This is a genomic window from Nocardioides seonyuensis (genome assembly GCF_004683965.1).
GTDB classification, from domain to species: Bacteria; Actinomycetota; Actinomycetes; order Propionibacteriales; family Nocardioidaceae; genus Nocardioides; species Nocardioides seonyuensis.
In genome coordinates this window covers 2,107,620-2,132,787 of the sequence record NZ_CP038436.1, presented here as the reverse complement: position 1 = coordinate 2,132,787, position 25,168 = coordinate 2,107,620, and the positions used below count along the sequence as shown (strand labels likewise).

The 25,168-nt window shown below is 71.2% G+C and carries 25 protein-coding genes and 4 tRNA genes; 12 read left to right on the top strand and 17 right to left on the bottom strand.

Annotated elements, in window-relative coordinates; genetic code table 11:
• Window positions 1-12: 12 nt before the first annotated feature.
• The 4 genes from pstA to EXE58_RS10365 form a co-directional block, all read right to left on the bottom strand.
• The gene (gene pstA, locus EXE58_RS10380; RefSeq protein WP_135267813.1) at window positions 13-918 is read right to left on the bottom strand and encodes a phosphate ABC transporter permease PstA; all 906 of its coding nucleotides are present in this window, start codon (window positions 916-918) and stop codon (window positions 13-15) included.
• Window positions 918-1,859 carry a phosphate ABC transporter permease subunit PstC gene (gene pstC, locus EXE58_RS10375; protein ID WP_135267812.1) on the bottom strand — a complete coding sequence of 314 codons (942 nt, stop codon included), beginning with the start codon at window positions 1,857-1,859 and terminating at the stop codon, window positions 918-920. The genes pstA and pstC overlap by 1 nt, the downstream gene beginning before the upstream one ends.
• A 23-nt stretch (window positions 1,860-1,882) precedes the next feature.
• On the bottom strand, window positions 1,883-2,845 hold the full coding sequence (locus tag EXE58_RS10370; RefSeq protein ID WP_208543971.1) for a PstS family phosphate ABC transporter substrate-binding protein: 963 nt from the start codon (window positions 2,843-2,845) through the stop codon (window positions 1,883-1,885).
• 198 nt (window positions 2,846-3,043) lie between these two features.
• Window positions 3,044-3,901 carry an NUDIX hydrolase gene (locus tag EXE58_RS10365; RefSeq protein ID WP_135267811.1) on the bottom strand — a complete coding sequence of 286 codons (858 nt, stop codon included), beginning with the start codon at window positions 3,899-3,901 and terminating at the stop codon, window positions 3,044-3,046.
• Window positions 3,902-3,943: 42 nt separating this feature from the next.
• Here EXE58_RS10365 and EXE58_RS10360 point away from each other — a divergent pair, with 42 nt between their 5' ends.
• A complete protein-coding gene (locus tag EXE58_RS10360; protein ID WP_135267810.1) occupies window positions 3,944-4,996 on the top strand; it encodes a hypothetical protein in 1,053 nt (350 codons plus the stop codon).
• Window positions 4,997-5,008: 12 nt separating this feature from the next.
• On the opposite strand, the gene EXE58_RS19510 is transcribed toward EXE58_RS10360, so the two are convergent.
• The 3 genes from EXE58_RS19510 to EXE58_RS10350 form a co-directional block, all read right to left on the bottom strand.
• On the bottom strand, window positions 5,009-5,164 hold the full coding sequence (locus tag EXE58_RS19510; protein WP_208544313.1) for a hypothetical protein: 156 nt from the start codon (window positions 5,162-5,164) through the stop codon (window positions 5,009-5,011).
• A gap of 232 nt (window positions 5,165-5,396) precedes the next feature.
• Window positions 5,397-5,600: a cold-shock protein gene (locus EXE58_RS10355; protein ID WP_135267809.1), complete on the bottom strand. Its 204-nt coding sequence runs from the start codon at window positions 5,598-5,600 to the stop codon at window positions 5,397-5,399.
• A 286-nt stretch (window positions 5,601-5,886) separates the two neighbouring features.
• The gene (locus EXE58_RS10350; RefSeq protein WP_135267808.1) at window positions 5,887-6,945 is read right to left on the bottom strand and encodes a GGDEF domain-containing protein; all 1,059 of its coding nucleotides are present in this window, start codon (window positions 6,943-6,945) and stop codon (window positions 5,887-5,889) included.
• A gap of 137 nt (window positions 6,946-7,082) precedes the next feature.
• Here EXE58_RS10350 and EXE58_RS10345 point away from each other — a divergent pair.
• Both EXE58_RS10345 and EXE58_RS10340 read left to right on the top strand, forming a co-directional pair.
• A tRNA-Lys gene (locus EXE58_RS10345) sits at window positions 7,083-7,155 on the top strand.
• A 50-nt stretch (window positions 7,156-7,205) separates the two neighbouring features.
• Window positions 7,206-8,462: a FlgD immunoglobulin-like domain containing protein gene (locus EXE58_RS10340; protein ID WP_135267807.1), complete on the top strand. Its 1,257-nt coding sequence runs from the start codon at window positions 7,206-7,208 to the stop codon at window positions 8,460-8,462.
• Between the two features lie 104 nt (window positions 8,463-8,566).
• Here the strand turns inward: EXE58_RS10340 and EXE58_RS10335 are convergent, their stop codons facing one another.
• Window positions 8,567-10,063, bottom strand: coding sequence for an NAD(P)/FAD-dependent oxidoreductase (locus EXE58_RS10335; RefSeq protein ID WP_135267806.1), 1,497 nt, complete (start codon window positions 10,061-10,063; stop codon window positions 8,567-8,569).
• Between the two features lie 259 nt (window positions 10,064-10,322).
• Here EXE58_RS10335 and EXE58_RS10330 point away from each other — a divergent pair, with 259 nt between their 5' ends.
• Genes EXE58_RS10330 through EXE58_RS10320 form a run of 3 tightly spaced genes read left to right on the top strand, consistent with a single transcriptional unit; the run spans window position 10,323 to window position 11,976 of the window.
• The gene (locus tag EXE58_RS10330; RefSeq protein ID WP_135267805.1) at window positions 10,323-11,255 is read left to right on the top strand and encodes an ATP-binding protein; all 933 of its coding nucleotides are present in this window, start codon (window positions 10,323-10,325) and stop codon (window positions 11,253-11,255) included.
• Complete coding sequence (locus tag EXE58_RS10325) at window positions 11,252-11,647, top strand: FluC/FEX family fluoride channel (protein WP_167288792.1); 396 nt, start codon at window positions 11,252-11,254, stop codon at window positions 11,645-11,647. Before EXE58_RS10330 ends, EXE58_RS10325 begins: the two co-directional genes overlap by 4 nt.
• On the top strand, window positions 11,644-11,976 hold the full coding sequence (locus EXE58_RS10320) for a fluoride efflux transporter FluC (RefSeq protein WP_135267804.1): 333 nt from the start codon (window positions 11,644-11,646) through the stop codon (window positions 11,974-11,976). Before EXE58_RS10325 ends, EXE58_RS10320 begins: the two co-directional genes overlap by 4 nt.
• 23 nt (window positions 11,977-11,999) lie before the next feature.
• Here the strand turns inward: EXE58_RS10320 and EXE58_RS10315 are convergent, their stop codons facing one another.
• The 3 genes from EXE58_RS10315 to EXE58_RS10305 form a co-directional block, all read right to left on the bottom strand.
• Window positions 12,000-12,350, bottom strand: coding sequence for a metallopeptidase family protein (locus EXE58_RS10315; RefSeq protein ID WP_135267803.1), 351 nt, complete (start codon window positions 12,348-12,350; stop codon window positions 12,000-12,002).
• A 170-nt stretch (window positions 12,351-12,520) separates the two neighbouring features.
• Window positions 12,521-12,597: transfer RNA gene (locus EXE58_RS10310), tRNA-Asp, on the bottom strand.
• An 87-nt stretch (window positions 12,598-12,684) separates the two neighbouring features.
• Window positions 12,685-12,757 (bottom strand) — tRNA-Glu (locus EXE58_RS10305).
• Window positions 12,758-12,876: 119 nt separating this feature from the next.
• On the opposite strand from EXE58_RS10305, the gene EXE58_RS10300 reads away from it, so the two are divergent.
• Both EXE58_RS10300 and EXE58_RS10295 read left to right on the top strand, forming a co-directional pair.
• Window positions 12,877-12,950, top strand: a tRNA-Phe gene (locus EXE58_RS10300).
• Between the two features lie 84 nt (window positions 12,951-13,034).
• Entirely contained in the window at window positions 13,035-13,502 is a 468-nt protein-coding gene (locus EXE58_RS10295; RefSeq protein ID WP_135267802.1) for an SRPBCC family protein, read from the top strand.
• Window positions 13,503-13,514: 12 nt separating this feature from the next.
• Here EXE58_RS10295 and EXE58_RS10290 read toward each other — a convergent pair whose 3' ends face one another.
• Window positions 13,515-14,393 (bottom strand): SDR family NAD(P)-dependent oxidoreductase, encoded by an 879-nt coding sequence (locus EXE58_RS10290; protein WP_135267801.1) that lies wholly within the window; start codon window positions 14,391-14,393, stop codon window positions 13,515-13,517.
• Window positions 14,394-14,467: 74 nt separating this feature from the next.
• On the opposite strand from EXE58_RS10290, the gene EXE58_RS10285 reads away from it, so the two are divergent.
• Window positions 14,468-15,358, top strand: a complete 891-nt coding sequence (locus EXE58_RS10285) for a dihydropteroate synthase (RefSeq protein WP_135267800.1) — start codon at window positions 14,468-14,470, stop codon at window positions 15,356-15,358.
• Here the strand turns inward: EXE58_RS10285 and EXE58_RS10280 are convergent.
• A complete protein-coding gene (locus tag EXE58_RS10280) occupies window positions 15,351-16,937 on the bottom strand; it encodes a phytoene desaturase family protein (protein ID WP_135267799.1) in 1,587 nt (528 codons plus the stop codon). The two genes, EXE58_RS10285 and EXE58_RS10280, sit on opposite strands and share 8 nt — an antisense overlap.
• A gap of 76 nt (window positions 16,938-17,013) precedes the next feature.
• Here EXE58_RS10280 and EXE58_RS10275 point away from each other — a divergent pair, with 76 nt between their 5' ends.
• From EXE58_RS10275 to EXE58_RS10265, 3 genes are all read left to right on the top strand, one after another.
• Window positions 17,014-18,390 carry a hypothetical protein gene (locus EXE58_RS10275; RefSeq protein ID WP_135267798.1) on the top strand — a complete coding sequence of 459 codons (1,377 nt, stop codon included), beginning with the start codon at window positions 17,014-17,016 and terminating at the stop codon, window positions 18,388-18,390.
• A 372-nt stretch (window positions 18,391-18,762) separates the two neighbouring features.
• Window positions 18,763-19,500, top strand: coding sequence for a hypothetical protein (locus tag EXE58_RS10270; RefSeq protein WP_135267797.1), 738 nt, complete (start codon window positions 18,763-18,765; stop codon window positions 19,498-19,500).
• 81 nt (window positions 19,501-19,581) lie between these two features.
• Window positions 19,582-20,667 carry a Glu/Leu/Phe/Val family dehydrogenase gene (locus EXE58_RS10265; protein WP_135267796.1) on the top strand — a complete coding sequence of 362 codons (1,086 nt, stop codon included), beginning with the start codon at window positions 19,582-19,584 and terminating at the stop codon, window positions 20,665-20,667.
• Between the two features lie 82 nt (window positions 20,668-20,749).
• On the opposite strand, the gene EXE58_RS10260 is transcribed toward EXE58_RS10265, so the two are convergent.
• The 4 genes from EXE58_RS10260 to EXE58_RS10245 all read right to left on the bottom strand — a co-directional run bounded on the left by EXE58_RS10260 (window position 20,750) and on the right by EXE58_RS10245 (window position 25,163).
• Window positions 20,750-20,941 carry a DUF3073 domain-containing protein gene (locus tag EXE58_RS10260; protein ID WP_135267795.1) on the bottom strand — a complete coding sequence of 64 codons (192 nt, stop codon included), beginning with the start codon at window positions 20,939-20,941 and terminating at the stop codon, window positions 20,750-20,752.
• A 189-nt stretch (window positions 20,942-21,130) separates the two neighbouring features.
• Entirely contained in the window at window positions 21,131-22,216 is a 1,086-nt protein-coding gene (purM, locus tag EXE58_RS10255; RefSeq protein ID WP_208543970.1) for a phosphoribosylformylglycinamidine cyclo-ligase, read from the bottom strand.
• A gap of 11 nt (window positions 22,217-22,227) precedes the next feature.
• Window positions 22,228-23,754 (bottom strand): amidophosphoribosyltransferase, encoded by a 1,527-nt coding sequence (purF, locus tag EXE58_RS10250; protein ID WP_135267793.1) that lies wholly within the window; start codon window positions 23,752-23,754, stop codon window positions 22,228-22,230.
• 53 nt (window positions 23,755-23,807) lie between these two features.
• Window positions 23,808-25,163, bottom strand: coding sequence for a dipeptidase (locus EXE58_RS10245; protein WP_135267792.1), 1,356 nt, complete (start codon window positions 25,161-25,163; stop codon window positions 23,808-23,810).
• Window positions 25,164-25,168 lie beyond the last annotated feature (5 nt).

The window sequence follows — 25,168 nt, the reverse complement described above, 5'->3', positions numbered from 1 at the left end:
CTGAAGACTTCCTCACCAGGATCGCTGGAACTTGTTGCGGATGTAGATGGCCAGGGCGTTGAGGCCGAGGATCATCACGAGCAGGACGATGATGGCGGCCGACGCGGCCTCCTTGTAGGCCTCCTGCGAGCTCGAGCTGAGCCCGTAGATCTGGATCGGGAGTGCCGTGATGGGGCTCATCAGCCCCTCGGGGTCGAAGCGCAGCGAGCTGGCCAGGCCGAGCATCACCAGGGGTGCCGCCTCGCCGATCGCGCGGGACAGGCCCAGGATCGTCCCGGTGGCGATGCCGGGGACGGCGGAGGGGAGCGTCTGGCGCCAGGTGGTCTGCCACGTCGTGGCGCCCAGCGCCAGCGAGCCGTCGCGGATCTCGCGCGGGACGGCCCTGACCGCTTCCCGGGTGGTGATGATGATGACGGGCAGGATCAGCAGCGCCAGCGCGATCGCCCCGCCCAGGACGATGCCCTTGCGCTGGAAGCCGGCGGTGGCCATCACCGCCACCGCCAGGAGCCCGTAGACGATGGCCGGGACGGCCGCGAGGTTCTGCAGGTTGACCTCGATCAGGCGGTTGTACCAACGCCGGCCGTCCGCGAACTCCTCCAGGTAGACCGCTGCGGCGATGCCGAGGGGCACCGCCATGACAGCGGTGAACAGCATGAGCCACAGGCTGCCGAGGATCCCGGCGCGGAAGCCGGTGCGTTCGGGGGACAGGGTCGAGTCGTAGCCCGTGAGCAGCTCGGCGTCGAAGCGGCCGGCCCCGGCGATCGCGGTGTCGAGGATGAGGACGACCAGGACCATGACGCCGAAGAACAGCGAGAACCACAGGGCGCCCAGGAAGACCATCGAGCCCGGGTTGCGGTCCCGGCTCCGGCCGGTGGCGATGCGCACGGTGTCCCGTGCGGTGGTGGCAGCGAGGCTCATCAGTAGACCTGCCTGAATCGACGGACCAGCGTGATGCTGATGATGTTGATGACCAGGGTGATCGCGAACAGCGTGAGCCCGACGGCGAAGAGGGTGTTGTACGACGTCGAGCCCACCGGGTTCTCGCCGCCGGCGGTGGTGGCCATGAAGCCCGTCATCGTCTGCATGCCCTCGCGCGGGTCCAGGGAGAGGTTGCGCTGGGATCCCGCGGCGATGGTCACGATCATGGTCTCCCCGATCGCCCGAGAGAGGCCGAGGACGATGGCGGCGGCGATGCCCGAGAGGGCAGCAGGCATGACGACGCGCAGTGTCGTCTGCATGCGGTTGGCCCCCATCGCGAGCGAGCCCTGGCGCAGCGACTGGGGGACGGCGCTGAGGGCGTCCTCCGAGAGGGAGGCGATGGTCGGGATGATCATCACGCCGAGGATCAGGCCGGCGGACAGGGCGTTGAGGAAGCTGACCTCGAGGCCGAGGATGTCCTGGAGGAGCGTCGGCGTCACGAACATGACGGCGAAGAACCCGTAGACCACCGACGGCACTCCGGCGAGCAGCTCAACCGTCGGCTTGAGCACCTTGCGGGCACGCGGGGAGGCGTACTCGGAGAGGTACATCGCGGCCCCCAGGCCCAGCGGCACGGCGACGACGAGCGCGATGGCCGTGGTGACCAGGGTCGCCGAGATCAGCGGCATGACGGCGAAGCGCGAGCCCTCGTCGAAAGAGAAGAACTCCGAGACGGCGACCTCGCCGAAGAAGTCGATGACCGGCTGGATGAGCGCCGCGATGATCCCGAAGGTGATGGCGATCGACAGCATCGCGGAGACGAAGAGGACCGCCTTGATGACGGTCTCGCCGGGACGGCTGCGTCCCGCCAGACTGACGGGAGCACCGGGCAGGCCCGACCCGTGGGTCGGACCTGCGCCGGTGCTGACGTGGTGACTCATACGAGGAAGCTGTTCCTTCTCGCTCAGGAGGAGATGCCCTCGAGGGCCGACTTGGTCTCCTCGTAGAGCTCCTCGCTGAGCGGGATGAACTTCGCGGCGGTCGCGATCTGCTCGAGGTTCTCGATGTAGAAGTCGACGTACTCGGCGACGGCGGGCTTCTCGGCGTACGACGCGTTGCTCACGTAGATGAACAGCGGGCGGGCGAGGGGGGTGTACTCCCCCGCCTGGGCGGTCTCGACCGAGGGCTCGACGCAGCCGTTGCCGTCGTCGATCGCGAGGGCCTTGAGGCTGTCGGCGTTCTCCTCGTAGTAGGTGAAGCCGAAGTAGCCGGTCGCGCCCTCGGTGCCGGAGACGCCCTGGACCAGCACGTTGTCGTCCTCGGAGGACTCGTAGTCGCTGCGGGTGGTCTCGGACTCGTCACCGATGACGTCGGCGGCCATGTAGTCGTAGGTGCCGGAGTCGGTGCCGGGACCGAAGAGCGCGATCTCCTGGTCGGGGAAGCTCGGGTCGAGCTCGTTCCAGTTGGTGACCTTCGAGGTGGGGTGCCACAGCTCGACGAGCTGCTCGGTGGTGAGGCAGTCGACCGCGAGGTCGGGGTGCACGACCACGGTGAGGGCGTCGGTGGCGACCTGGAGCTCGGTGTACTCCACACCGTTCTCCTCGCACACCGGGACCTCCTCGTCCTCCTTGATCGGCCGCGAGGCGTCGGAGATGTCGCTCTCGCCGACGCAGAACTTCTCGAACCCGCCGCCGGTGCCCGAGGCCGCCACGGTCACCCGCACGTCGGCGTTCTCCTCGGAGAGCAGCTCGGAGGCCGCCTTCGACATCGGCTCGACCGTGGACGACCCGTCGACGGCGACCGTGCCGCCGGCACCCTCGCCGGAGCCGCTCTCGCCGGCGTCGGCGCCGCCGCATGCGGAGAGGATGAGAGCCAGGGCGGCCACGCCGGCGGCGCTGGTGCCGAGGCGGATGGAAGTGCGCTTCACTTCGTTCTCCTGAAGTCTGGTGATGTGCTGACGTCAGGGACGTTAGGGACCTCAGGAGAACGACCGCGGCGGCCTTGGTGAACGCCGGGTGAACTCGGGCCAGCGTCTCGGCGCCCACGGGCGGAGAACGAGACGACGGTCACATGAACTACCCGCCGGTCGCTTGACCCGGAAGGTCACGAAAAGGTAACGGCCCGCTCAGGGCAGGTGGCGCTCCGTCGCGACGACGCGGCCCTTGCGACGGTGCTGGACGAGCAGCTCACCGACCTCGAGGGTGGCGTCCTCGGCGCAGAGCGCGTCGAGGATCGTCGGCAGGACCGGCCGGTGGCTGCACAGCACGACGCCCGCGCGCTCCTGCAGCGCCTCGTCGACGAGGTCGAGGACGCCCTCGACGCTCGCGTCCTCCTCGCTCAGCTCGTCGTGGAGGTGGACTTCGAGCCCGGTCGCGTCGGCGTAGGGCCGCACCGTGTCGACGCAGCGCCTGCTGCTGGAGCAGTGGACTGCGGTGACGCCGAAGGCAGCCAGGACCGGCACCAGGCGCGCGGCCTGGTCGACCCCGACCTGGAGCAGCGGGCGGAGCCTGTCGTCGTCCGTCCACGACTTCCGGGACCGCGCCTTGGCGTGCCGGAGCACCACGACGGCGCGGGTACGACGGCGCAACGGCCGGGCCTGCGCGAGCGTCTCGCGGTCGTGCTGGTGGGTGAGCCGCTCGGCGGCCTCGTCCCACGGAAGCCACTCGACGAGGTCGATCTCGTCGTTGGCCGGGTAGCGGGTCACGTCGTCGTCACCCACGACTCGCGCCACCCAGTAGTCGACGTGCTTGATACGCCCGCCCTCCAACCGGTAGCGCTGGGCGCTCAGGGGCGGACCGAGCCGGATGCCGAGCCCGGTCTCCTCGGCGACCTCGCGCACCGCCGTGGCCACCACGTGCTCGCCGGGGTCGACCTTGCCCTTGGGGAAGCTCCAGTCGTCGTACTTGGGACGGTGGACCAGGACGACGTCACCGTTGCTGCGCGTGACCACGGCGCCGGCGGCGCGCACGTCGCGGGGCTCCATGCGCGTTAGTCTCACACCTCCCCAGCGCGGAGGTGCCCGTCAGTGTCACGACGTCTCGTCTGGTCGGCGGTTGTACTGGTCGCACTCCTCGTCGCCGGCGGTCTCCTCGCCTGGCGCCTGTCGGCTCCGGACCCCGGGATGGCGCGGGCCCTCGACCTGGCTCCGGCCGGCACCGAGCGCGTCACCTGGACCGACTGGGCCGCCGTACGACGCTCGCTCGACGCCGACCTCGACGCGGACTCGCCCACCGAGGACCTCGAGGCCTTCCTCGACGAGGCGTTCGCCCAGGACCTGAGCTCCACCAGCGCCCTGCTCGCCTCGGCAGCGACCCTCCACGAGGAGCTCGGCCTGTCACCGGCGAACTTGGAGTGGGAGATGCTCGCCCAGGGCCCGGACGGGGCCGTGGAGGTGCTGGGACCCGCCCCCGACACCGACCTCGACGACCTGCGCGAGCGGCTGGCCGAGCTCGGGTGGGAGGAGCCCGACGAGGCTGACGGGGTCTGGCGCGGCGGCCCCTCGGTGCTGCCCTCGGTCGGCCCGGGGCTGACTCCGGAGCTCCAGCACGTCGCCGTCCTCGACGACGCGGGCGTCGTCCTCACCTCCGACCAGGAGGGATACCTCGCGCGGGCGGTCGAGGTCGCCCGGGGCGACGGCGAGGCGGTCGCCGGTCTCGACGACGTCGTCGCCGACCTCGAGGAGCCGGTGTCGGCAGTCGCCTACACGGCAGCACATGTGTGCGAGCGGCTGGCGATGTCCCAGGCGGACGCCGGCTCCCAGGAGACCTCGGACCAGCTGATCGAGTCGGCCGGAGGGGTCCATCCGTTGACGGCGTTCGCGATGGGCAAGCGTGCAGGTGGCGTCGTCCGCGTGGCGATGGAGGTCGAGGACGCCGAGGACGCGGCCGCGGACGCAGCCGCCCGCGCCGCACTGGCGCAGGGACCGGCCGTGGGTCAGGGGGGTGACTTCGCCGACCGCTTCGAGGTGGCCGAGGCGTCCTCCAAGGGACGGGTCGTCAGGCTCGACCTGCTCCCGCGCGAGGAGAGCTACGTGCTCTCAGACCTCTCGAGCGGACCGGTGCTCTTCGCGACCTGCTAGCACGCGGCGCCGTCACTCAGACGGGGAGCGCGGCTTCGGCTTGGGGGTGACACCGAGGAGCTTGTCGATCTCCTCCTGGCTGAGGTGGTCCTCGGACTCGGTCGCAGCGATGATCAGCGTCGTGGTCAGCTCCACCTCACCGAGGAGGTCGCCATCCTCGAGGGTCACGTCGAACTGGTCGTGCACAACGCCTCCCTGGAGATCTCGTCCGGCCACGCTTCCGCGAGCGACCTAGCGGTCGATCCAGACACCATGCCCTGTTTCTGTCCAGCTCAAACCGAATTTCAAAGAAAATGATCCATTCGGATGGTATTCCGCCGGACAAAGCACGAGGCCCCACCCCTCGCGGGGTGGAGCCTCGTGTCTGGTCTGGACAGGTCCAGTCCAGCAGTGTCTGAGATCAGACGGGGCGAACGTTCTCGGCCTGGGGACCCTTGGGGCCCTGGGTCACGTCGAACTCAACCTTCTGGTTCTCGTCGAGGGACTTGTAGCCCGAGGACTGAATCGCCGAGTAGTGCACGAAGACGTCGTCGCCGCCGTCCTCCTGCGCGATGAAGCCGAAACCCTTCTCGGCGTTGAACCACTTCACGGTGCCTTGAGCCATGTTGCTCGGTACTCCTGTTGATCGGAACGAGAAGCCGTCACGTCGACGGCTCCGCACCAAGTGCGGTGACACTGCGCTCCGACTTGCAAGCTGGAAGGCCCGAAGAAGAAACGCCGTTGGATCACAAACTCCGCGGGCGTCGACCTGCTGGAACTTGCACCTGTTGCGAGATGAACACTACCAACTTTTCGCCGAATGCCTACCCTCTGGCATGGCGAGCCTGTGAACACTCGGTGGCCGCCTCGTGTCCCAGGGGATGGCCCGGGGACGGCCCGACTTGGCGTCGTCAGACCCCGGCGGGGTCGGCGTACCCCAGTCGCACACCGTCGCCGACGCGGCCACGGCCGTTGCGCTTGGCGTCGTAGAGCGACTCGTCCGCGGCCGTGTAGAGCTCTCGCAGCTGGCCGGAGTCCGCGGGTGCGTGGGCGACCCCGATGCTGATCGAGAGCGCGAGCTCCTCGCCGTCGGCGAGCGGGAGCGGAGTCGCGCGCACCGCCTCGACCAGCCCCTCCGCACGCTGGATCGCGACGTCGTACGGGCAGCCGGGCAGCAGCAGGGCGAGCTCGTCGCCACCGAGGCGGCTGATGACCGTGTCGGGGCGGCACATCGACCGCAGCACCTCGGCGATGTGGACCAGTGCGGCGTCGCCGACCGGGTGGCCCCACGTGTCGTTGATGGCCTTGAACCTGTCCACGTCGAGCACGAGCAGGGCGGTACCGGCGTCGCCGTTCTCGTTGCTCAGCACCGAGTGCGCGGCCTTGTCGAGGACCCGCCGCGTCACCAGGCCCGTCAACGGGTCGATGGCGGCCTGGGCGCGCAGCTCGTTCACCAACGCATCGTTGCGGTCACCGGCCCGCACCAGCAGCCACGTGATAAGGGCGCCCGACGACCCGACGAAGACCAGGTCGGTCATGGCTCGTTCGAACGGCAACAGGCTGAAGGTGATGACGGCATCGGCCGCGATCGCACAGGCACAGACGAACCAGGCCAGCTCCCTGCGCATCTGGGACGCCGCGAAGAGGACGGGGGCACACAGGAAGACCTGACCGGAGGCGGACGCGTCCTTGGTGCCGAGGCTGGTGGCGGTGATGGCCACGATGCCCAGCATGGGTACGACGACCAGCAGCCACCGTCGGAGCGGGTCCCTCCCGGTCAGCAGCAGCAGCCCGACGACCATGATCGCCAGCGAGGCCCCCATGATCGGGAGCTTCATGCCGGGCGAGATGTCCTGCGGCACGAGCGCCGTCATGGCAGTGCTCAGCCCCCCGGCGACGAACGACACCGTGGCCGCGAACCTGCACGCACCCTCGGGGTCGCGAGGCGCGAAGACGTCGGAGCTGAACATTGCCCAAAGGTAAAGGCTCGCCTGCACCCTCCGAGGCGAATCGGTGGAAATGCCATGTGATCTGCGCCGAGTGTCGAGCCCCGGGGGCCTCTGGGATACTCGCCCCGTCGTCGCCGGCCGGTCGGGGTGGCGACCGAGGGCCTCTAGCTCAATTGGTAGAGCACCGGACTTTTAATCCGTTGGTTGTGGGTTCGAGACCCACGGGGCCCACTGAGCTGCGACCGCGGGGACCCGGGTCTCGAGCGCCCTAGAGTGACGGCATGACCCAGCCGATGGCGTCGCGACGCGCCTGCCTGGCCGCCCTCGCGGTGGTGGTGGCCGCGCCCCTCGCGGCGGCCCTGCCGGCCGCGGCGTCAGCGCCGCCCGAGTTCTGGGCGAGCGTCGAGGGCCGCACGAGCTTCTCGCCCAACGGCGACGGCGTGGCGGAGCGCGTACGGTTCGGCTACGAGCTCCGGCAGCGCGGGTCCGTGACCGTGCGGATCCGCCGGAAGGGCCAGCCGCGAGTGCTCCTCACACGGGAACTGCCGCGCCGGAGCACCGGCGAGCACGGCTGGACGTGGGGCGGACGCCTCGACAACGGGCGTCGCGCGCGTCACGGCGACTACACCGCCACCTTCCGCGCCTCCACCGGGAGCGACACGACGTCGTTCAGGGTCGACCGGCGGTTCGAGACGCGTCTCCTACCCCAGTTCCCCGGCGAGAGAGCGACGACCGCTGCCGTCTATCCCAGGAGCGTCGTCGTACGCGACGCCCTGCCCCTGGAGTTCGACGACCTGGAGCCGAGCGGCTACCGACGGGCCTTCGTCAGGATCACGGACCCGGCCGGTGAGGTCGTCTACCGACGTCGGATCACCAGGCGTGACCGATCCCATGGCATGGCGTGGGACGCCCGGGACCGCAGCGGGCAGCCCTTGGCACCGGGGCGCTACCGCGCCGAGGTGGTGGGTGCCGACCGGCTCGGCAACGAGGGGGTCGGCCCACGGCTTCGCATCTGGGTGTCGGCCGACCAGCTGGCCTGGACGGAGGAGACCCGAATCCTGCGGCCCCGGGACACGCGGAAGATCTGGCCGATCTCGAAGTACCAGAAGGACGACTACTTCACGCGGCTCTGCGGGACGGTCGAGCCCATCGAGGACCGGCCGGGGGCGCTGCGTCACCGCGCCGGCGTGTGCGACGTCCCGTGGGGCCTGAACCCGTGGGCGGAGTCCCACCACTACCTCCCCGTGCAGGAGGCGGTGCGCGGCATCGAGGCCTTCCGGGTCGCGTTCACCGGGGCGCCGGCCACGGCCGGCGGCGACGACCTGGGTCACCTCGTGGCGAACGCCAACGGCCTGTACGTCGCCTGGGGCCAGGTGACCACCGACGTCGAGTCGACCAGCGGCGCCCAGACGCCGTGGGGGGAGGCCTCGCTGCTGGGGCGCGGCGGCGCCTACTGGGCCTTCTGGACCGAGGACGACGATGCCTTCGACGTCCTGTCCTTCACCGTGGACCTGCGCTACCTGGCTCCCCCGAGCTGACACTGGCGCCGACTCGCGGGGTGTTGGCGCCGACTCGCGGAGAATTGGCGCCGACTCGGCGGGGTGTTGGCGCCGGCTCGCGGAGAATTGGCGCCGGGTCGGCGTCAGGCGTCGCGGATCCCCCGGGCGCCGCTGTCGGTGAGCCGCGCCTGCTCCTCGGCAGTGGCCTCGAGCTCGCGGCGGCGCGACTCGACCTCGGCGGCGACCTCGGCGTCGTACGCGCCCGGGTCCGTGACGAGGTCGGCAGCACCGTGCTCGAGCCGCGAGAGGGCCGCGCGGGCGAAGATCTGCTGCTCGGTGGTGGTGCGCTCGGAGCGGTCGTTGCTGACGAAGGTGATCGCCCAGCGCATCAGCGCCGAGACGCGGTTCTTGAAGCCGGTGAGGTAGACGAGGTGGATGACCAGCCACATCAGCCAGGCGACGATGCCGGAGAGCCGGATGTTGCCCACCATCGCGACGGCGTTGAACTTGCTGATGATCGCCATCGAGCCCTTGTCGAAGTACTTGAAGGGCTGCTGCGGGGCCTTGCCGTCGAGCCGGTTGCGGATCTCCTTGGCGGCGTACTTGGCGCCCTGGATCGCGACCTGGGCGACCCCGGGGAGGTTGTCGAGGGCGATCATGTCGCCGACGACGAACACCTCGGGGTGACCCGGGAGGGTGAGGTCGGGGTTGACGCCGATGCGGCCGGCCCGGTCGAGCGGCGCCCCTGTCTGCTCGGCGAGGGTCTGGCCGAGCGGGTTGGCCTGGACGCCCGCGGCCCAGATCTTGGTGACGGCGGAGATGTGCTCGACGCGACCGTCCTTGAGCTTCACCTCGAGGCCGCGCTCGTCGACGCCGGTCACCATCGCGCCCAGCATCACCTCGACGCCGATCTTCTCGAGCTCGGTGCGCGTCTTGGCGCCGAGCTTGGCACCGAACGGCGGCAACACCTGCCCCGCGGCATCGACGAGGATGACGCGCGCGTGGCGGGTGTTGATGGCGCGGAAGTCACGCCTCAGGGTGCGGTGGGCGAGCTCGGCGATCTGGCCAGCCATCTCGACACCGGTCGGACCGGCACCCACGACCACGAACGTGAGCAGGTGGTCGACGTCGTCACCCCGGTTGGCCCCGAGCTCGGCCAGCTCGAAGGCGCCGAAGATGCGTCCGCGCAGCTCAAGGGCGTCGTCGATGCTCTTCATGCCGGGCGCGAACTCGGCGAACTGGTCGTTGCCGAAGTAGGACTGCGAGGCGCCGGCGGCCACGAGCAGGGAGTCGTACGACGTCACGGTCGACCTGCCGAGCACCTGCGAGGTGACCGTGCGGGCCTCGAGGTCGATGTCGGTGACCTCGCCCAGCAGGACCCGGGCGTTGGCCTGGCTGCTGAGGATCTCGCGCGTGGGCGGGGCGATCTCGCCCTCGGAGAGGATGCCGGTCGCCACCTGGTAGAGCAGCGGCTGGAAGAGGTGGTGGGTGGTCTTCGCGATCATCGTGACCTCGACGTCGGCGCGCCGCAGGGCCTTGGTGCCGAAGAGGCCACCGAAGCCCGAGCCGATCACCACGACCCGGTGGGTCGCGTTGCCATCGGCCCCGGTCGGGTCCGCAATGCTCTCGACGTCGGTCATGGGAATCCTCCTGGCTGTTGCCGGCGGGGCCGGCCCGGCTGGTGGCGGGCACCGTGGTGACCCGTCACCATTGTGTGTATCCGCGGGGCTGCCATCCCAACCCTGGGCATCGTCTCGTTGCTCACACGGCGTGCTCCGAGCACCGGATGGTCAAATGCTGTAGGAAACCTGTTTGGGGTGCGCTGAACGTGGGTATGCGTGACCCGTTGCCTGCATCCTCCTCCAGTTCCACATGCCGCACCCACGAAGGGAGACCCCGGTGCCGCTGAGCTCCCAGCTCTCCCTCGCACCCTCTCCGCGCAGCGCGGCCGACGCCCGCAGGTGGATCCGGGCCGCCTGCCTCAAGCTGAATCGGCCCGAGCTGGTCGAGGCCGCCGAGGTGGGCATCTCCGAGCTGGTCGCCAACGCCATCCTGCACGGTCACGGCCCCATCACGGTCCGGCTGCGCGGCACCGCCAGCCACCCCCGGGTGGAGGTCCTCGACGGGTCCACGGAGCCACCCGTGCCACCCGCACTGGCCGAGGTCGAGGAGGACGACGCCGACCTGCTGACGACGTTCGGCCGCGGCCTGGCCATGGTGGCCCGCAGCGCGACGGCCTGGGGCGCCTCGATCGACGAGAACGGCAAGATCGTCTGGTTCGAGCCGGCTCCCGAGCTGCGCGAGGACGGCGACATCGAGTGGGTCATCGACCAGGACGTCACGGACGGCCCCGACAACCCCGGCGAGACGGCCACGCTCGTGGCGCTGCTCGGCTTCGACCTGCGTCTCTACGAGGCCCTCAACCGCCAGTACCGCGAGCTGCGGCGCGAGCTGCGGCTCCTGTCCCTCGCCCACCAGGCCGACTACCCGCTGGCCGCGGACCTGTCCGGGATGTTCGACGACTTCGAGCGCCAGTTCCCCCGGACCTACCACGACCAGATCTGTCGGGCCCTCGAGCAGCGTCGCGCGTCGACCGACCTCGAGGTCCCGATCCAGCCGGCGGCCTCGAGCCTCTTCGTCACGATGGGCGAGATGTTCGACCTCGCCGACGCCTTCTGCCGCGCCGAGCGCCTCCTCGCCATGGAGCGCACCCCGCGGCAGCGCGAGTTCCACTCCTGGTTCCTGGGCGAGTTCGTCCGCCAGATCGCCGGCGGGGAGCCACGACGCTGGCCGGGGGCGGCGACCGCCCGCTCGGCGAGCAACGTCTCGTGAGCGGCCTGCGCCCCACGCTCCCCCATCTCCTCCTGGTCGCCGTCGGCGCTGCTGCCGGCGCCGTCCTCCGCTGGGGCCTGGACACCGCGATCCCCGACGGTGTCCTGCCGTGGACCACCCTCGCCATCAACGTGTCCGGCGCCTTCGCGCTCGGCGTCCTCCCGGTCGTCGTACGACACTCGCACGCCGCGGCGCTCGCCCTCGGGCCCGGGCTGCTCGGCGGGTTCACCACCGTGTCGACGTGGGCGCTGGAGGTGCGCGACCTGGCCGCAGACGACCGCGTCGGCCTCGCCGGGTCCTACCTGGGAGGCACCCTGGCCGCCGCGCTGGTGGCCGCGCACCTCGGCCGCCGCCTGGCCCAGCGACCAGAGCCGGAGGACGCGCTCACGTGACCGCCCTCCTCGTGGGACTCGGCGCTGCCGTCGGCGCGCCCCTGCGCTTCCTGCTCGCACACTCACTCGACCGGCGCTGGCCGTCAGGGACGCTGCTCGTCAACACCGTGGGCAGCGGGCTGATCGGGCTCTTCGCCGCCCTGTCGCTGGGGGGAGACGCCTGGGCCCTCCTGGCGACCGGGTTCTGCGGCGGTCTGACGACCTTCTCAGCCTTCGCCGTGCAGGCGGTGGAGCGGCCCCGGACGGTGGCCGCTGCCTACGTCGTCGTCACCGCGGTGCACGCCGTCGGCGCGTGCACGCTCGGGTGGTGGCTCGGCGCGCTCGTGTGACCCCTCCGCGGGTCCGGAGCGGGTCAGCCCCAGCCGAGCTCGTGCAGGCGCCGGTCGTCGATGCCGAAGTGGTGGGCGATCTCGTGCACGACGGTGATCGCCACCTCCTCCTCGAGTTCCTCGCGCGTGTCGACCATGTCGAGCAACGGCCTGCGGAACAGGAGGATCCGGTCGGGCAGGCCGGTGTGGTTGGCCTGGCGCTCGGTCAGCGCGACGCCGTCGTACAGGCCGAGCAGGTCGGGGTCGTCCGGTGGGGCGTCGGCCTCGACGAGGACCACGACGTTGCGCACGAGCGTGGCGAGGTCGTCCGGCAGGTCGTCCAGGGCGCGGTCGACCAGCAGGTCGAACTCTGCGGGGTCGAGCTCCAGGGGCACGGGGTCAGGATAGGCAGGGGGGCGGCGGGGGTTTCGTGACAGGACTTCGTCCTTCCTCAACCACCGAGGGGGCGGCGGGGGTTTCGTGACAGGACTTCGTCCTTCCTCGACCACCGAGAGGCGGGGCCGGAAATGCAGCAGAGCCCCTCCGCGTGGGAGGGGCTCTGCGATGGCGACCCCGACGGGACTCGAACCCGCGGCCTCCGCCGTGACAGGGCGGCGCGCTAACCAACTGCGCTACGGGGCCAGGTGTGTGGAGCGGTGGGAACTCTAACCCATGCGCAGGTCATGCTCCCAATCGCGGTGACATTGGCCGGGAGCCCTGCACGAGTCGCACCCCCAACGGGATTCGAACCCGTGCTACCGCCGTGAAAGGGCGACGTCCTAGGCCGCTAGACGATGGGGGCCAGTGGCGCCCGCCCAGCATAGATGCAGGCCGCGCGCGCCTCCCAACCAGCGCGCCCATGACCACGCCTGCGTGCGATTCCACCGGCACGGGAGCCCTGTTGTAGGGTTTCCCCCGCTTGGCCAGGTAGCTCAGTTGGTACGAGCGACCGACTGAAAATCGGTAGGTCGGCGGTTCGACCCCGCCCCTGGCCACAGGCACACGAGGGCCTCGATCACTTGCTGATCGAGGCCCTTGTGCATGTCTGGCGCCCGCCCCAGGGGGGTACGACACCCACCATGAGCCTGCAGAACACCACCACGGTCACCCGCACTGTCAACGCCCCGGCCGAGGCCGTGTGGAAGGTCCTCGCGGACGGCTGGTCCTACGCCACCTGGGTGGTCGGTGCCTCGCGCATCCGCGCCGTCGACCACGAGTGGCCGGCGGTCGGCTCCCAGATCCACCACTCCGTGGGCCTCTGGCCGGCGCTGATCAACGACAGCACCGAGGTCCTCAGCTCCGAGGCGCCCCGGGAGATGGTGCTGAAGGCACGGGCCTGGCCTGCCGGCGCCGCCCAGGTGCGCGTCACCATCGAGCCCCAGGGCCCGGCGACGTGCACCCTCCGCATCGAGGAGGACGCCACCTCCGGGCCGGCGCAGCTGATGCCCAAGCCTGCGCGTCAGGCGATGATCCACCCCCGCAACGTCGAGGCGCTGCGCCGCCTGGCCCTCATCGCCGAGGGACGGCACCAGGACCCCACCCGCTGATCCAGGACGCGGTCACCGCCCGGGAAGCGTCCACCAGCCGTCGCGCACGGACCGCTCGCCCGGTTCGGGCTCGAGCACGTTCCCCGCGCTGGGCGCTCGCTCAGCCCGGGAGGTCGTCGCGATCGCTGCCAGCGGACCGACCAAGAGGTCGAAGACGGCGGGGAGGAGCCGGAACCCGGCGACCATGACGCCGTTGGCCAGCCCGACAGAGGACTCCCGGCGCGGCTTCTCGAGCGCCTCGAGGACGGCGGCCACAACCTTCTCGGGCGAGTCAACCGGCGGGGGCGGTCGGTGCGCGTGGCCGGTGTAGCTCCCGGCCAACCGGTAGATCGGGGTGTCGACCCCGCCGGGGGACACCAGGGTGACGTGGACGCCGGGAGTCCTCCGCGCCTCGAGCTGGAGCGTCCGCGCCAGCCCGTGGACGGCCCACTTGCTGCTGACGTAGGTGCTCATCATCGGGACGCTGATCTTGCCGACGACCGAGCCGAGGAGGACGAGCGACCCGCCTCCGTGCTCGTCGAAGTGGTCCAGGGCCGCCCTCGCGACGTTGGCAGCGCCGATCACGTTCGTGCGGTGGACGCGGTCGAACACCTCGGCCGGCACGTCCTCGAAGCGTCCGTATGCCAGCACGGCCGCCGCGTTGACCACGGCGTCGATCCGGCCCACCTCGGCGGCGGCCAGCTCGAACGCGGACTCCACGGCCTCCCGGCTGCCGACGTCGGCCGGCGCGACGAGCGCCTGCCCGCCCCGCTCCTCGCACTGCCCGGCGACCTCCGCGAGGGCGTCGTACGACCTTGCGGTGAGCACCACGGTGTCCCCTCGGTCGGCCAGGGCGAGTGCGACGGCGCGGCCGATCCCGCTGGATGCTCCGGTGACCAGTACGACGCTCATGGGAGGGCAGTACCCACGTCGCCGGCTGACAGCGCAACGGGGTGGTGGGCGGCCCGGCGGGGTACAGGCCGCGCATGATCGATCTCGAGAGCCTGGCAGCGCTGTACGCAGACTTCCGCGAGGACCTGGAGAGTCCCGTGGCCCCCGTCCGGGTGAGCGAGGACGTGGTGGTGGGCGACGACGCGGTCACCGTCATGGGTGTCGTGAACCTGTCCCACGACTCGACCTACCGGGAGAGCGTCGCGGTCTCGACCGATTCCGCCGTGCGCCTGGGCCGCGCGCTGACCAGCCAGGGCGCGGCGATCATCGACCTCGGCGCCGAGGCGAGCCACGAGAAGGCGGACCGGGTCGACGCGGCCGAGCAGATCGACCGGCTGGTGCCCGTCGTCGAGGCGCTCTCGCAGCGCACGGTGGTGTCCGTGGAGACCTACAGGCCGGAGGTTGCCGAGGCGGTCCTCGCGGCGGGAGCCCGCATGATCAACCTGACCGGCAGGGGCGAGGAGGAGGAGATCCTGGCCGCGGCGGGGCGAGCCGGTGCGACCGTGCTGATGGTCTTCAGTCCCTCGGACAACGTCCGGGAGTCCGGGCAGCTCCCCGACGACGACGACATGCTGCCAGCGCTCGTCGAGCACTTCGAGGAGCGGCTCGAGCGCGCTCGCGCGGCGGGGGTGGAGAAGGTGATCGTCGACCCCGGTTCGGGCTTCACCTACGACAACCTGTCAGGGGTGGGCAAGGCGAAGGTGCAGTCGCGAGTCCTCGCCCAGTCGATGCGGCTGCGCCGGCTGGGGGTGCCGTCGGCGCACGCCCTGCCCCACTGCTTCGACCTCTTCGAACGCGACTTCCGGCACGCCGAGGGGTTCTTCGCCGTGCTCGCGTTCCTCGGCCGCGCCCACCTGCTGCGCGTCCACGAGGTGTCGCAGGTGTCGAGGGTGCTCCGGTCGATGCGGGAGCTCCCCGTCAGGTGAGCCGGGCCCACGCGGTGCTGGCCAGCGCGCGACGCATCCTGCCTGTGCGGCCCTGGTGGGCCAGGGCTGCGCGGGCGGCGTTCCAGCCGCACGCGCCGTGCACTCCCCCGCCGGGGTGTGCCGAGGCGCCCGCGAGGTAGAGGCCTTCCACCGGCGTCTCCGGTCGGCCCAGGCCCGGCACCGGACGGAAGATCAGCTGCTGGTGCAGGGCGGACGTCCCGGCGTTGACCGCGCCGTCGACGAGGTTGGCATCCATCGCCTCGAGACTGCCCGGCGACTGGACGTGCCGGGCCAGCTGGATGTCGCGGAACCCCGGTGCGACGCGCTCGACGGCCTGCTCCATGCGCTCGACATGGCGGTCGAGCCGCTCGCCGCTCCAGTCGCCGTGCGGGACGTGCGTGTAGGCCCACGCCGACTCGGTCCCCTCGGGGGACCGGGTCGGGTCGGAGGTGGTCATCTGCCCGAAGAGGAGGAAGGGGCGCTCGGGATCGCGCCGGGTGGAGAGATCGGCGGCGAAGTCGACGAAGCCGTGGTCGTCCACCCCGAGGTGGACTGTCCCCGACCCTGCCGCCTCGCGGGCAGTCCACGGCACGGGCCGTTCGAGCGCCCAGTTGAGCTTGATCGTGGGGTTGTCCCAGTGGAAGCGCTCGAGGTCGCGCAGCAGCTTGGCGGGAAGCCGGTGTCGTGCCAGGAGCCGGCTGTAGAGGGCAGGGGCGGCCACGTCGGCCAGGACGGCGTGACGCGCTGCGATGCTGGTGCCGTCGGCCATGCGGACCCCGGTGGCCCGGTCGGCCGACGTCGTGACCTCCGTGACCTCGGCACCGGTCCTGACCTCGACCCCGAGCGACTCGGCGCGGGCACGCAGGGCCTGCGCGAGCCGACCGGCACCCCCCTCCGGCACCGGGAAGCCCACGTCCTGCCCCAGCATCGCCAGCAGCCAGCCGAAGACGCCGCTGCCCGCGGCATCCGGTGGTACGTCGCTGTGCAACGCGTTGCCGGTCAGCAGCAGGCCTGCTCCCTGACCGCGGAAGCGCTCCTCGGCGAGGCGTCGTACGGGCAGGACCGCCAGGCGGGCGAAGTCGAGGCCTCCGCTGGCGCCGAGGCGCCGCAGCATCCTCGCCCCCGCGGCGACCGGGGGGAACGGGGTGAAGAGCGCGTCCAGGAGCGGGTCACGCACCCGCTGCCAGCCGTCGTACATCTCCAGCCAGGCCTCACCGTCGCCAGCCGCCTCGGCGTCCAGCCCGGCGGCCGTGTCGGCGGGGTCGCGGCGGAGAACCGCGGCGCGCCCGTCGTCGAGGACGTGGGAGAGGACGTCGGGGGCCTGACGCCAGGCCAGGCCGTGCTGCTCGAGGTGGAGGTCGCGGATGATGGGACTGGCGGCGGCCAGCGGGTAGAAGGCGCTGAAGAGGTCGTTGACGTAGCCAGGGGCCGTCACCTCGGCGCTCCGCACGGCGCCACCGACGTCGTCCTGGGCCTCCACCAGCACCACGTCCCAGTCCGCGTCACCCAGCGCGTTGGCGGCCACGAGGCCGTTGGGACCGGCGCCGATGACCACGGCGTCCACGGTGCTGTGCGGCATGCTCCACTCCTGACGTCGGGCGGCGGCGTCCCTTCACCTTGGGTCATCTGGCGAGCAGGTGCAAGGAGGCGACAGGATGGGTCGGGTGCTGCCCCGCCTGGAGATCGTGCGCCGCCTGCGGCCGGTCGACCTGGTGGCTCTCCACGACGTCCGGCTGCGGGTGGCGACGCCGGGACTGCACCACATGCCCGCCGCCGCGCCCTACGTCGCGGTCACGTCGGCGCTGCGAGGGACCGGCGCGGTGGCGTTCCACCTCGGAGGGATGCGCCTGGCGGCGGAGTACGACGGCGAGCGCGTCGCCCTGCAACTCGGCGAGCGGCGGCTGGTGAGTCGCCGACACGGACGAGCCCAGGACCCCGTCGACCTCGGCCTGAGCCTGACGGGCACCCACGTGACCGCGTGGGTCCGCGAGCGTGGTCGCTGGGTTGCTCGGGCTGGGCACGACCTGCGCCACGACCCGCGACGTGGCCCGGACACCCACGACGAGTCCGCCCTGGCCGCCCTGGCGGTGGAGACCACGACGGGCCTGCCCGCCACCGCGGGCGGCTTCGGCCAGCTCGGGCTGCGCGACATCCGTGTCGTCACCCACGCCGACGGGGAGCCGGTGCGTGAGGGGGGTGCCACGTGGCTGACCGCCACGTCCGCCGGCCCGGGATTCTTCGACACCGGTCACACGAGCGTGTGGCGGTTGGAACCCGACCTCACCCTCACCCACACCGGCGACCTCTTCTTCCGGCGCCCCGACAAGCCCGGGGTCTTCGGCGACCACGCCACCCACCTGGTCCGCGACGGCGACCACTGGCTGGTGGCGACGAGCACGTGGGGCGACTTCGAGGCGCCGGCATCGCGCGCGGGGCGGCGTACCCCCTCCACCCTGCGGGTCACCCGCGGAACCTCGACGTCGGACCTGCTCCGCGGCACGCACGTCCTCGACACGGTCGAGCTCCCGCTCCCGACCGACGGCTTCGCGTCCATCGCCACCTGGGACCCCCACCTGCTGCGCCGCGACGGCACCTGGCACGTCGGCTTCGTCAGCGCGCACCGGTTCTTCTTCTTCCACCCCGCCCTGGCGGCCGGACCGTCCCTGGACGAGCTGACCCTGGTCGGCGCCGATCCCTCCCGGGTCGCCACGGAGGGCACGACACTGCTCGACGTCGACGGTGCCCTCGTCGTGCTCGCGAGCGACGGGCGCCAGGGTCGACGCGGGCAGCGGGCTGCGTTCCCGGTCTTCGACCCACAGCTCCGAGAGGTCGGCGCCCTCGACGCTCCCTACCCCACCAACCTGCCGTGGCCGTCGCTGGTCCGCGAGGGGCGCGGCAACGGCGACGGTGACAGCTGGCTGATGGTGACGTTCAACGGTCGTCCCCAGGGCGGCGACCTACTCGGGTACGGCACCCACGGCGACGTCGTCGTCATGCGGAGCGGACCGCCCCGCGGTGATGTCACACCCTGAGCCACCACCCAGCGGCCAGGCCCCGCCGTTGTGTCACGGCCCGGGCCGCCTCCCGACGTCACGGTCCTGTCGTTGTGTCACGGCCCGGGCCGCTTCTCGACGTCACGGTTCTGTCGTTGTGTCACGACTCGGCTCGCTTCATGGCGCCAGGCCCCTCGGTTTGTGTCACGCTCCGTGCCGTCACGCAGGCGATCCGACGCGGTGAGGCGACCCGGGTTGTGACGCAACACGGAAAGACCCACGCCGGGAACGGACCCAGGTCGTGACACAACACTAAGCACTCGGTGCCGGGAGGCGGATCACCCTGGGTCATAACCGGCGGCCTGTGGATGAGCGACGCACGACAGGCGCTGGTTGCGCTCGAATGTGCTCATGCCCAAGTTCGTCGACTATCCCGGCCGCTTCGCATTCTTCGAGGAGGCGAGCTTCGTCGTCGTCCGCGACCACGGGGTGTCCCACCTGAGCCGGCACCGCATCGCGAAGGTGCTCGGCACCTCCATCAGCACGGTCCGACGAACTCTCGCCGGGCACGCCGACCTCCGAGCCCTGGCGCTGCGGGAGGTCGAGCTGCGCCGGCGCTCGGGCAGGTACGGCCGACCGCGGGGCGAAGGCGCGGAGGCAGCCACGGACCTACTCCGACGTTTCCTGCCCGACACGACCGAACGCATCGCCGAGGAGCTGGTGTGGTGGCGGCTCGTCCTGGCAGCACCGCCGTCGGTCGCGGTCCCCCGCGATCTCGCCGACCTGGAGGAGGGGCCGCTGCACCACCGCTTCGCGGTGGGCAGCTTCGGCTTCGTGCCCCTGGACATCCTGGCGCTGAAGATCGAGCCCCCGGCCCGCGCCGAGGACGACGCGGGCCAGCTCGACCGGGTGGTCGCTGCTGCGCTCGAGCGCGAGGAGGGCATGGCCTCGATGGTGGACGCCGCACTGACACTGGTGGCGCCCGACCTCGACGTGGCGGGTGTGAATGCGGAGAGCATCGAGAGAGTGAAGGCCCTCCTGCTCGCGCTGCTCGACGGGCTCGGGGCCAGAGTGTGTCTCGGCCGGACGACACCCGAGGAGGCAGTGGCCGTGCTGCACGACCACCTCGTGCGGATAGGCTCGATGTGACGACGGTCACCCACCCATGGTGTCGTCACGACCCGGCCGCTCACCCGCGACCATCCACACCGAACGCGAAGGACCCCATCCATGTCTGACACGTCTCCCGTCGACGTCTTCGACCTCGGCTCAGAGCACGAGCAGGTCGTCTTCTGCAACGACCGCGCCACCGGCCTCAAGGCGATCATCGCCATCCACTCCACAGCACTGGGCCCGGCACTCGGCGGCACCAGGTTCTACCCCTACGCGACCACCGACGACGCGATCACCGACGTCCTCAACCTCTCGCGGGGCATGTCCTACAAGAACGCGCTGGCCGGCCTCGACCTCGGCGGTGGCAAGGCCGTCATCATCGGCGACCCCGCGACGACCAAGAACGAGGCGCTGCTGCGCGCCTATGGCCGCTTCGTGCAGTCGCTGAACGGGCGCTACCTCACCGCCTGCGACGTCGGCACCAACTCCTTGGACATGGACCACGTGGCGCGCGAGTGCGAGTTCGTCACCGGCCGCACCGTCGCCCACGGCGGCGCGGGGGACAGCTCGGTGCTGACGGCGTACGGCACGTTCCAGGGCATGCGCGCCGCGGCCGAGCAGGTGTGGGGCGATCCGACCCTCGCCGGGCGCACCGTGGGCGTCGCCGGCGTCGGGAAGGTCGGCCGCCACCTCGTACGACACCTCGTGGAGGACGGTGCCCGCGTGGTGGTGACCGACGTCAACCCGACGGCCGTCGACGCGATCCGCGAGACCTACCCGGAGGTGGCGGCCGTCGGCTCGACCGAGGCCCTCGTGGCCTCCGCGCTCGACGTCTACGCGCCGTGTGCCCTGGGCGGGGCGCTCGACGACGACGTCGTCGAGAAGCTGTCGGCCAAGATCGTCTGCGGTGCGGCCAACAACCAGCTCGCGCACCCCGGGATCGAGAAGCAGCTCGAGGAGCGCGGGATCCTCTATGCCCCTGACTACTGCGTCAACTCAGGCGGAGTCATCCAGGTCGCCGACGAGCTCGAGGGCTTCTCCTTCGAGCGCGCCAAGCAGCGCGCCACCGGGATCTTCGAGACGACCCGCCGGGTCTTCGAGCTCGCGAAGGTCGACGGGGTCCCGCCCGCCGTCGCCGCCGACCGGCTCGCCGAGCAGCGGATGCGCGAGGTCGGGCAGCTCCGAGGGATCCACCTCCCCTGACGCGAGAGCGCTCGTGCGTGCGTCGTGGCGCGCACGAGCGCCGGCTCGTCGGAGCCGGTGACCGCGAGGGTGCGGTCAGGTGTCAGTCGCGACGACTGGGGTAGTCAGCCCACTCGTCGTAGGCATCCGGCTCGGCGGCATCGACCGCCTCGCTCGGCTTGCTCTCATCCCCGTGCAGCTCCTTCGCAAGCGCCCCGAAGTCCGTCTCGTGAGTCCGGTACTTCAGGTCGCGTGCGACCTTCGTCTGCTTCGCCTTCGCTCGGCCGCGCCCCATTGGGTCGACCCCCTCGCACACTTGGCCGGGGCTCGGGGCGCCCCACCTGCGTGCGGCACCGCTGCGCCCGGTCTGATCGGTCACATATCGTGAGCACAACGCTACCCGAGGAGTGGGTGTTCCCGCACACCAACTCCCCGACGATTGTTTCCGCCGGCAGCGAACGCCCCGTGATGAGGGCGTGCAGGGTCACCAGCCGGGGTGCTGCCCCTCCATGAGGACCCGTCCACCGTTGACGTCGTCGGCGCGGACCTCGCCCGCGACCCAGGCACGGACACCGTGGCCGGCGAGCACCTCGATCGTGGCGTTGACCTCGTCGGCGCCAGTCAGGGCGACCATGCCGACACCGCAGTTGAGCGTCGCCTCGAGATCTGGCTGCGACACCTCCCCCACGCGGCGTACGACGTCGAACACCGGCTGGGGGGTCCAGGTGCTGCGGTCGATCCGGGCGGAGAGCTCCACGGGCATCACGCGTTCGAGGTTGGCGGCGAGGCCTCCCCCGGTCACGTGGGACATCGCGTGGACGCGGGTGCGGGCAGCCACGTCGAGGCAGGCCTTGGCGTAGATCCTGGTCGGCTCGAGGAGCTCCTCGCCCAGGGACCGTCCGAAGTCGTCGACGTGTCGGTCGAGCGCCCATTGCGCCCCGCCGTCGGCGGTGTCGCCCAGGAGCACGTGGCGCACGAGGGAGTAGCCGTTGGAGTGCAGGCCGCTGGACTCCATGGCGACGACCACGTCGCCGGGCCGCACCCGACCCGGGCCGAGCAGCTTGCTGGCCTCGACCACCCCGGTGGTGGCACCGGCGACGTCGTACTCGTCGGGCTCGAGGAGGCCGGGGTGCTCGGCGGTCTCGCCGCCGATGAGGGCGCAGCCCGCGACCACGCAGGCCTCGGCGATGCCCTTGACGATGGCGGCGATCCGCTCGGGGACGACGCGGCCGGTCGCGATGTAGTCGGTCATGAACAGCGGCTCGGCGCCGCACACCACCAAGTCGTCGACGACCATGCCGACGAGGTCGAAGCCGATCGTGTCGTGGACGTCCATCGCCTGGGCGACGGCCACCTTGGTGCCGACGCCGTCGGTGGAGGTGGCCAGCAGGGGCTGCTCGTAGCGGGTCAGGGCCGTCGCGTCGAACAGGCCCGCGAAGCCACCCAGCCCGCCGATCATCTCGGGGCGGCGTGCCTTGTCGACCCAGCCCTTCATCAGGTCGATCGCGCGGTCGGCGGCCTCGATCGACACTCCGGCGGCGGCATAGGCGTTCTCGTGCTGATCGGCCACGGGGGCTCCGTTCACGGGTTGTTGAGGACGGGCAGCTGGGTGGACGACAGGGGCGTCTCCAGCAGGCTCTTGCCCAGCCGCGACTCATCGGGGAGCGGGATCGGGTAGTCGCCGGTGAAGCACGCCTTGCACAGCCGGTCGCTGGCCTGACCGGTCGACTGGACCATGCCCTCGAGCGAGAGGTAGCCGAGGGAGTCGGCGCCGATGCTGCTGCGGATCTCCTCGATGGTCAGGCCGTTGGCGATCAGCTCGGCCCGCGTGGCGAAGTCGATGCCGTAGAAGCACGGCCACTTCACCGGCGGCGACGAGATGCGCACGTGCACCTCGAGGGCGCCGGCCTCGCGCAGCATCCGCACCTGGGCCCGCTGGGTGTTGCCGCGCACGATGGAGTCGTCGACCACGATGATGCGCTTGCCGCGGATCATGTGGTCGAGGGCGTTGAGCTTGAGCCGGATGCCGAGCTGGCGCAGGGTCTGGCTGGGCTGGATGAACGTGCGGCCGACGTAGGAGTTCTTGACGAACCCGAGGCCGAACGGGATGCCGCTCTCCTCGGCATATCCCGCTGCGGCCGGGAGCGCCGACTCGGGCACCGGGATGACCATGTCGGCCTCGACCGGGAACTCGCGGGCGAGCTGGCGGCCCATCTCGACGCGAGCTTCGTGGACGCCGCGGCCGCTGATGGTGGCGTCGGGTCGGGCGAGGTAGACGTACTCGAAGACGCAACCCTTGGGGTCGGGCTCGGCGAAGCGGCGCGAGACCAGGCCGTTCTCGTTGATGACGAGCATCTCGCCCGGCTCCACCTCACGGACCACGCTGGCGCCGATCGTGGCCAGCGCGGCGTCCTCGCTGGCGACGACCCAGCCACGCTCGAGCCGGCCGAGCACCAGCGGCCGGACACCCTGGGGGTCCCGGGCGGCGAAGAGGGTGTCGTCGTTCATCCAGACGAACGAGAAGGCGCCCTTCACCGAGGCGAGGACCTCGATGGCGCGCTCCTCCAGGGAGGTGTCGGGGTGGCGGGCCATCAGTGCCGTGACGACGGCGGTGTCGTTGGTGGCGGCGGTGCCCATGCGCAGGTGCAGGTCGAGCTCGTCGGCGGCGGAGGCCTCCTCGGCCATCTCGGCGAGCTCGGCGGTGTTGATGAGGTTGCCGTTGTGGGCCAGCGCGATCGACCCGGAGGCTGTGGGGTGGAAGGTCGGCTGGGCGTTCTGCCAGGTCGAGGCCCCGGTCGTGGAGTAGCGCGCGTGGCCGATCGCGACATAGCCCTTGAGCGAGGCCAGGGTCGACTCGTCGAAGACCTGCGAGACCAGGCCCATGTCCTTGTAGACCAGGATCTGACGCCCGTTGCTCACCGCGATGCCGGCCGACTCCTGCCCGCGGTGCTGGAGCGCGTAGAGACCGAAGTAGGTGAGGTTGGCGACGTCCTCACCGGGCGCCCAGATGCCGAAGACGCCACACGCGTCCTGTGGACCTTGGTCGGAGGGGTCGATGGCCGCGGTGAGGCGGCCGTCGCCGCCCTTCCGGTTGCTCGGCTGGGGCACGGGTGGAGTCTACGGGTGGTCCGGCCCCGGCCCGAACTCGCGCCGCAGGGCGGTCAGAGGTCGCCGAGGTTGCGCAGGAGGAGCGCCTCGGCGAGCACGACCTTCTCGAACTCCGCAAGGTGGAGCCCCTCGTTGGCGCCGTGGGCACGGGTGTCGGGGTCCTCGACCCCGGTGACGAGAACGCTGGCCCGGGGGAAGGCCTCGAGGAACTCGGCGATGAAGGGGATCGAGCCTCCGACGCCCATGTCGATCGGGGCGGTGCCGTCCCACGCCTCGGAGAACGCGGCACGTGCCGCGTCGTAGGCCGGACCGCTGGCGTCGATCTGGGTGGCCTCGCCGGTGTCGACGACGGTCGTGCTGAGCGTGGCACCCCACGCGACGTTGGCCTCGAGGTGTCGCTGGAGGCACTCGACGGCGTTGGCGGTGGTGTCGCCCGGCGCGACGCGCAGGCTGAAGCGGGCGCGCGCCGCCGGGACGAGGGTGTTGGAGGCGCCCTCGACCTTGGGCGCGTCGAAGCCGGTGATGGACAGCGCCGGCTGCGTCCAGAGCCGCTCGACGGCCGAGCCGGTGCCGATCCACTCGATGCCCTCGGCCGCGCCGGACTCGGCGCGCAGCCGCTCCTCGGGATAGTCGACGTCTGCGGCGGGACCCGAGTGGAGACCGTCGATGACGAGGTTGCCGGCGTCGTCCCAGCACGAGGCGATCAGGCGCGAGAGGGTCATGATCGCGTCCGGCGCGAGACCGCCCCACATCCCGCTGTGCACCGCGTGGGTGAGAGTGCGGACCTCGACGTCCATGCGCACCAGCCCGCGCAGCGACGTGGTCAGGGCCGGCTCGCCGATGTCCCAGTTGCCGGAGTCGGCGATGACGATGACGTCGGCCTCGAGCCGGTCCTTGTGGGCGTTGAGCAGGTCGACGAGCGTGTCGGAGCCGACCTCCTCCTCACCCTCGATGAACATCACGAGGTTGACCGGCAGGTCGTCGCCGAAGATGCGCACGGCGCCCAGGTGGGCAGCGATGCCGGCCTTGTCGTCGGCTGCCCCGCGCGCGTAGAGACGCGTCTCCCCGTGGGCGTCCTCCCTGGCGGTCGGCTCCCACGGCGGGGAGTCCCAGTCGGCGTGGTCGTTCTCGGGCTGCACGTCGTGGTGGGCGTAGAGGAGGACGGTCGGCGCACCCTCGGGGCCCGCCTTCCTGGCGATCACGGCCGGCGGAGCACCGTCGTACGCGCGCACGATGTCGGCCTCGAAGCCCTCGGCGACGAACAGGTCGCGGGTCTTCTCGGCGCTGCGCTCGACCTCGCCGGCGCGGGCCGGGTCGGCGGAGACCGACTGGATGCGGATCAGGTCCTCGAGGTCGCTGCGGATGCCGGGCAGGACCTCGGCGAGACGTGCGCGGATGTCGACGGTCATGCGCC

Coding starts and splice junctions, on each gene's coding strand:
- EXE58_RS10350 (WP_135267808.1), bottom strand. CDS start 6,945: ATGTTCAGCTCCGACGTCTTCGCGCCTCGCGACCCCGAGGGTGCGTGC.
- EXE58_RS10280 (WP_135267799.1), bottom strand. CDS start 16,937: ATGCCGCACAGCACCGTGGACGCCGTGGTCATCGGCGCCGGTCCCAAC.
- EXE58_RS10260 (WP_135267795.1), bottom strand. CDS start 20,941: ATGGGGCGCGGCCGAGCGAAGGCGAAGCAGACGAAGGTCGCACGCGAC.
- EXE58_RS10270 (WP_135267797.1), top strand. CDS start 18,763: ATGCCCAAGTTCGTCGACTATCCCGGCCGCTTCGCATTCTTCGAGGAG.
- EXE58_RS10290 (WP_135267801.1), bottom strand. CDS start 14,393: ATGAGCGTCGTACTGGTCACCGGAGCATCCAGCGGGATCGGCCGCGCC.
- EXE58_RS10245 (WP_135267792.1), bottom strand. CDS start 25,163: ATGACCGTCGACATCCGCGCACGTCTCGCCGAGGTCCTGCCCGGCATC.
- EXE58_RS10335 (WP_135267806.1), bottom strand. CDS start 10,063: ATGACCGACGTCGAGAGCATTGCGGACCCGACCGGGGCCGATGGCAAC.
- pstC (WP_135267812.1), bottom strand. CDS start 1,859: ATGAGTCACCACGTCAGCACCGGCGCAGGTCCGACCCACGGGTCGGGC.
- EXE58_RS10285 (WP_135267800.1), top strand. CDS start 14,468: ATGATCGATCTCGAGAGCCTGGCAGCGCTGTACGCAGACTTCCGCGAG.
- EXE58_RS10275 (WP_135267798.1), top strand. CDS start 17,014: ATGGGTCGGGTGCTGCCCCGCCTGGAGATCGTGCGCCGCCTGCGGCCG.
- EXE58_RS10265 (WP_135267796.1), top strand. CDS start 19,582: ATGTCTGACACGTCTCCCGTCGACGTCTTCGACCTCGGCTCAGAGCAC.
- EXE58_RS10295 (WP_135267802.1), top strand. CDS start 13,035: ATGAGCCTGCAGAACACCACCACGGTCACCCGCACTGTCAACGCCCCG.
- pstA (WP_135267813.1), bottom strand. CDS start 918: ATGAGCCTCGCTGCCACCACCGCACGGGACACCGTGCGCATCGCCACC.
- EXE58_RS10365 (WP_135267811.1), bottom strand. CDS start 3,901: ATGGAGCCCCGCGACGTGCGCGCCGCCGGCGCCGTGGTCACGCGCAGC.
- EXE58_RS10340 (WP_135267807.1), top strand. CDS start 7,206: ATGACCCAGCCGATGGCGTCGCGACGCGCCTGCCTGGCCGCCCTCGCG.
- EXE58_RS10355 (WP_135267809.1), bottom strand. CDS start 5,600: ATGGCTCAAGGCACCGTGAAGTGGTTCAACGCCGAGAAGGGTTTCGGC.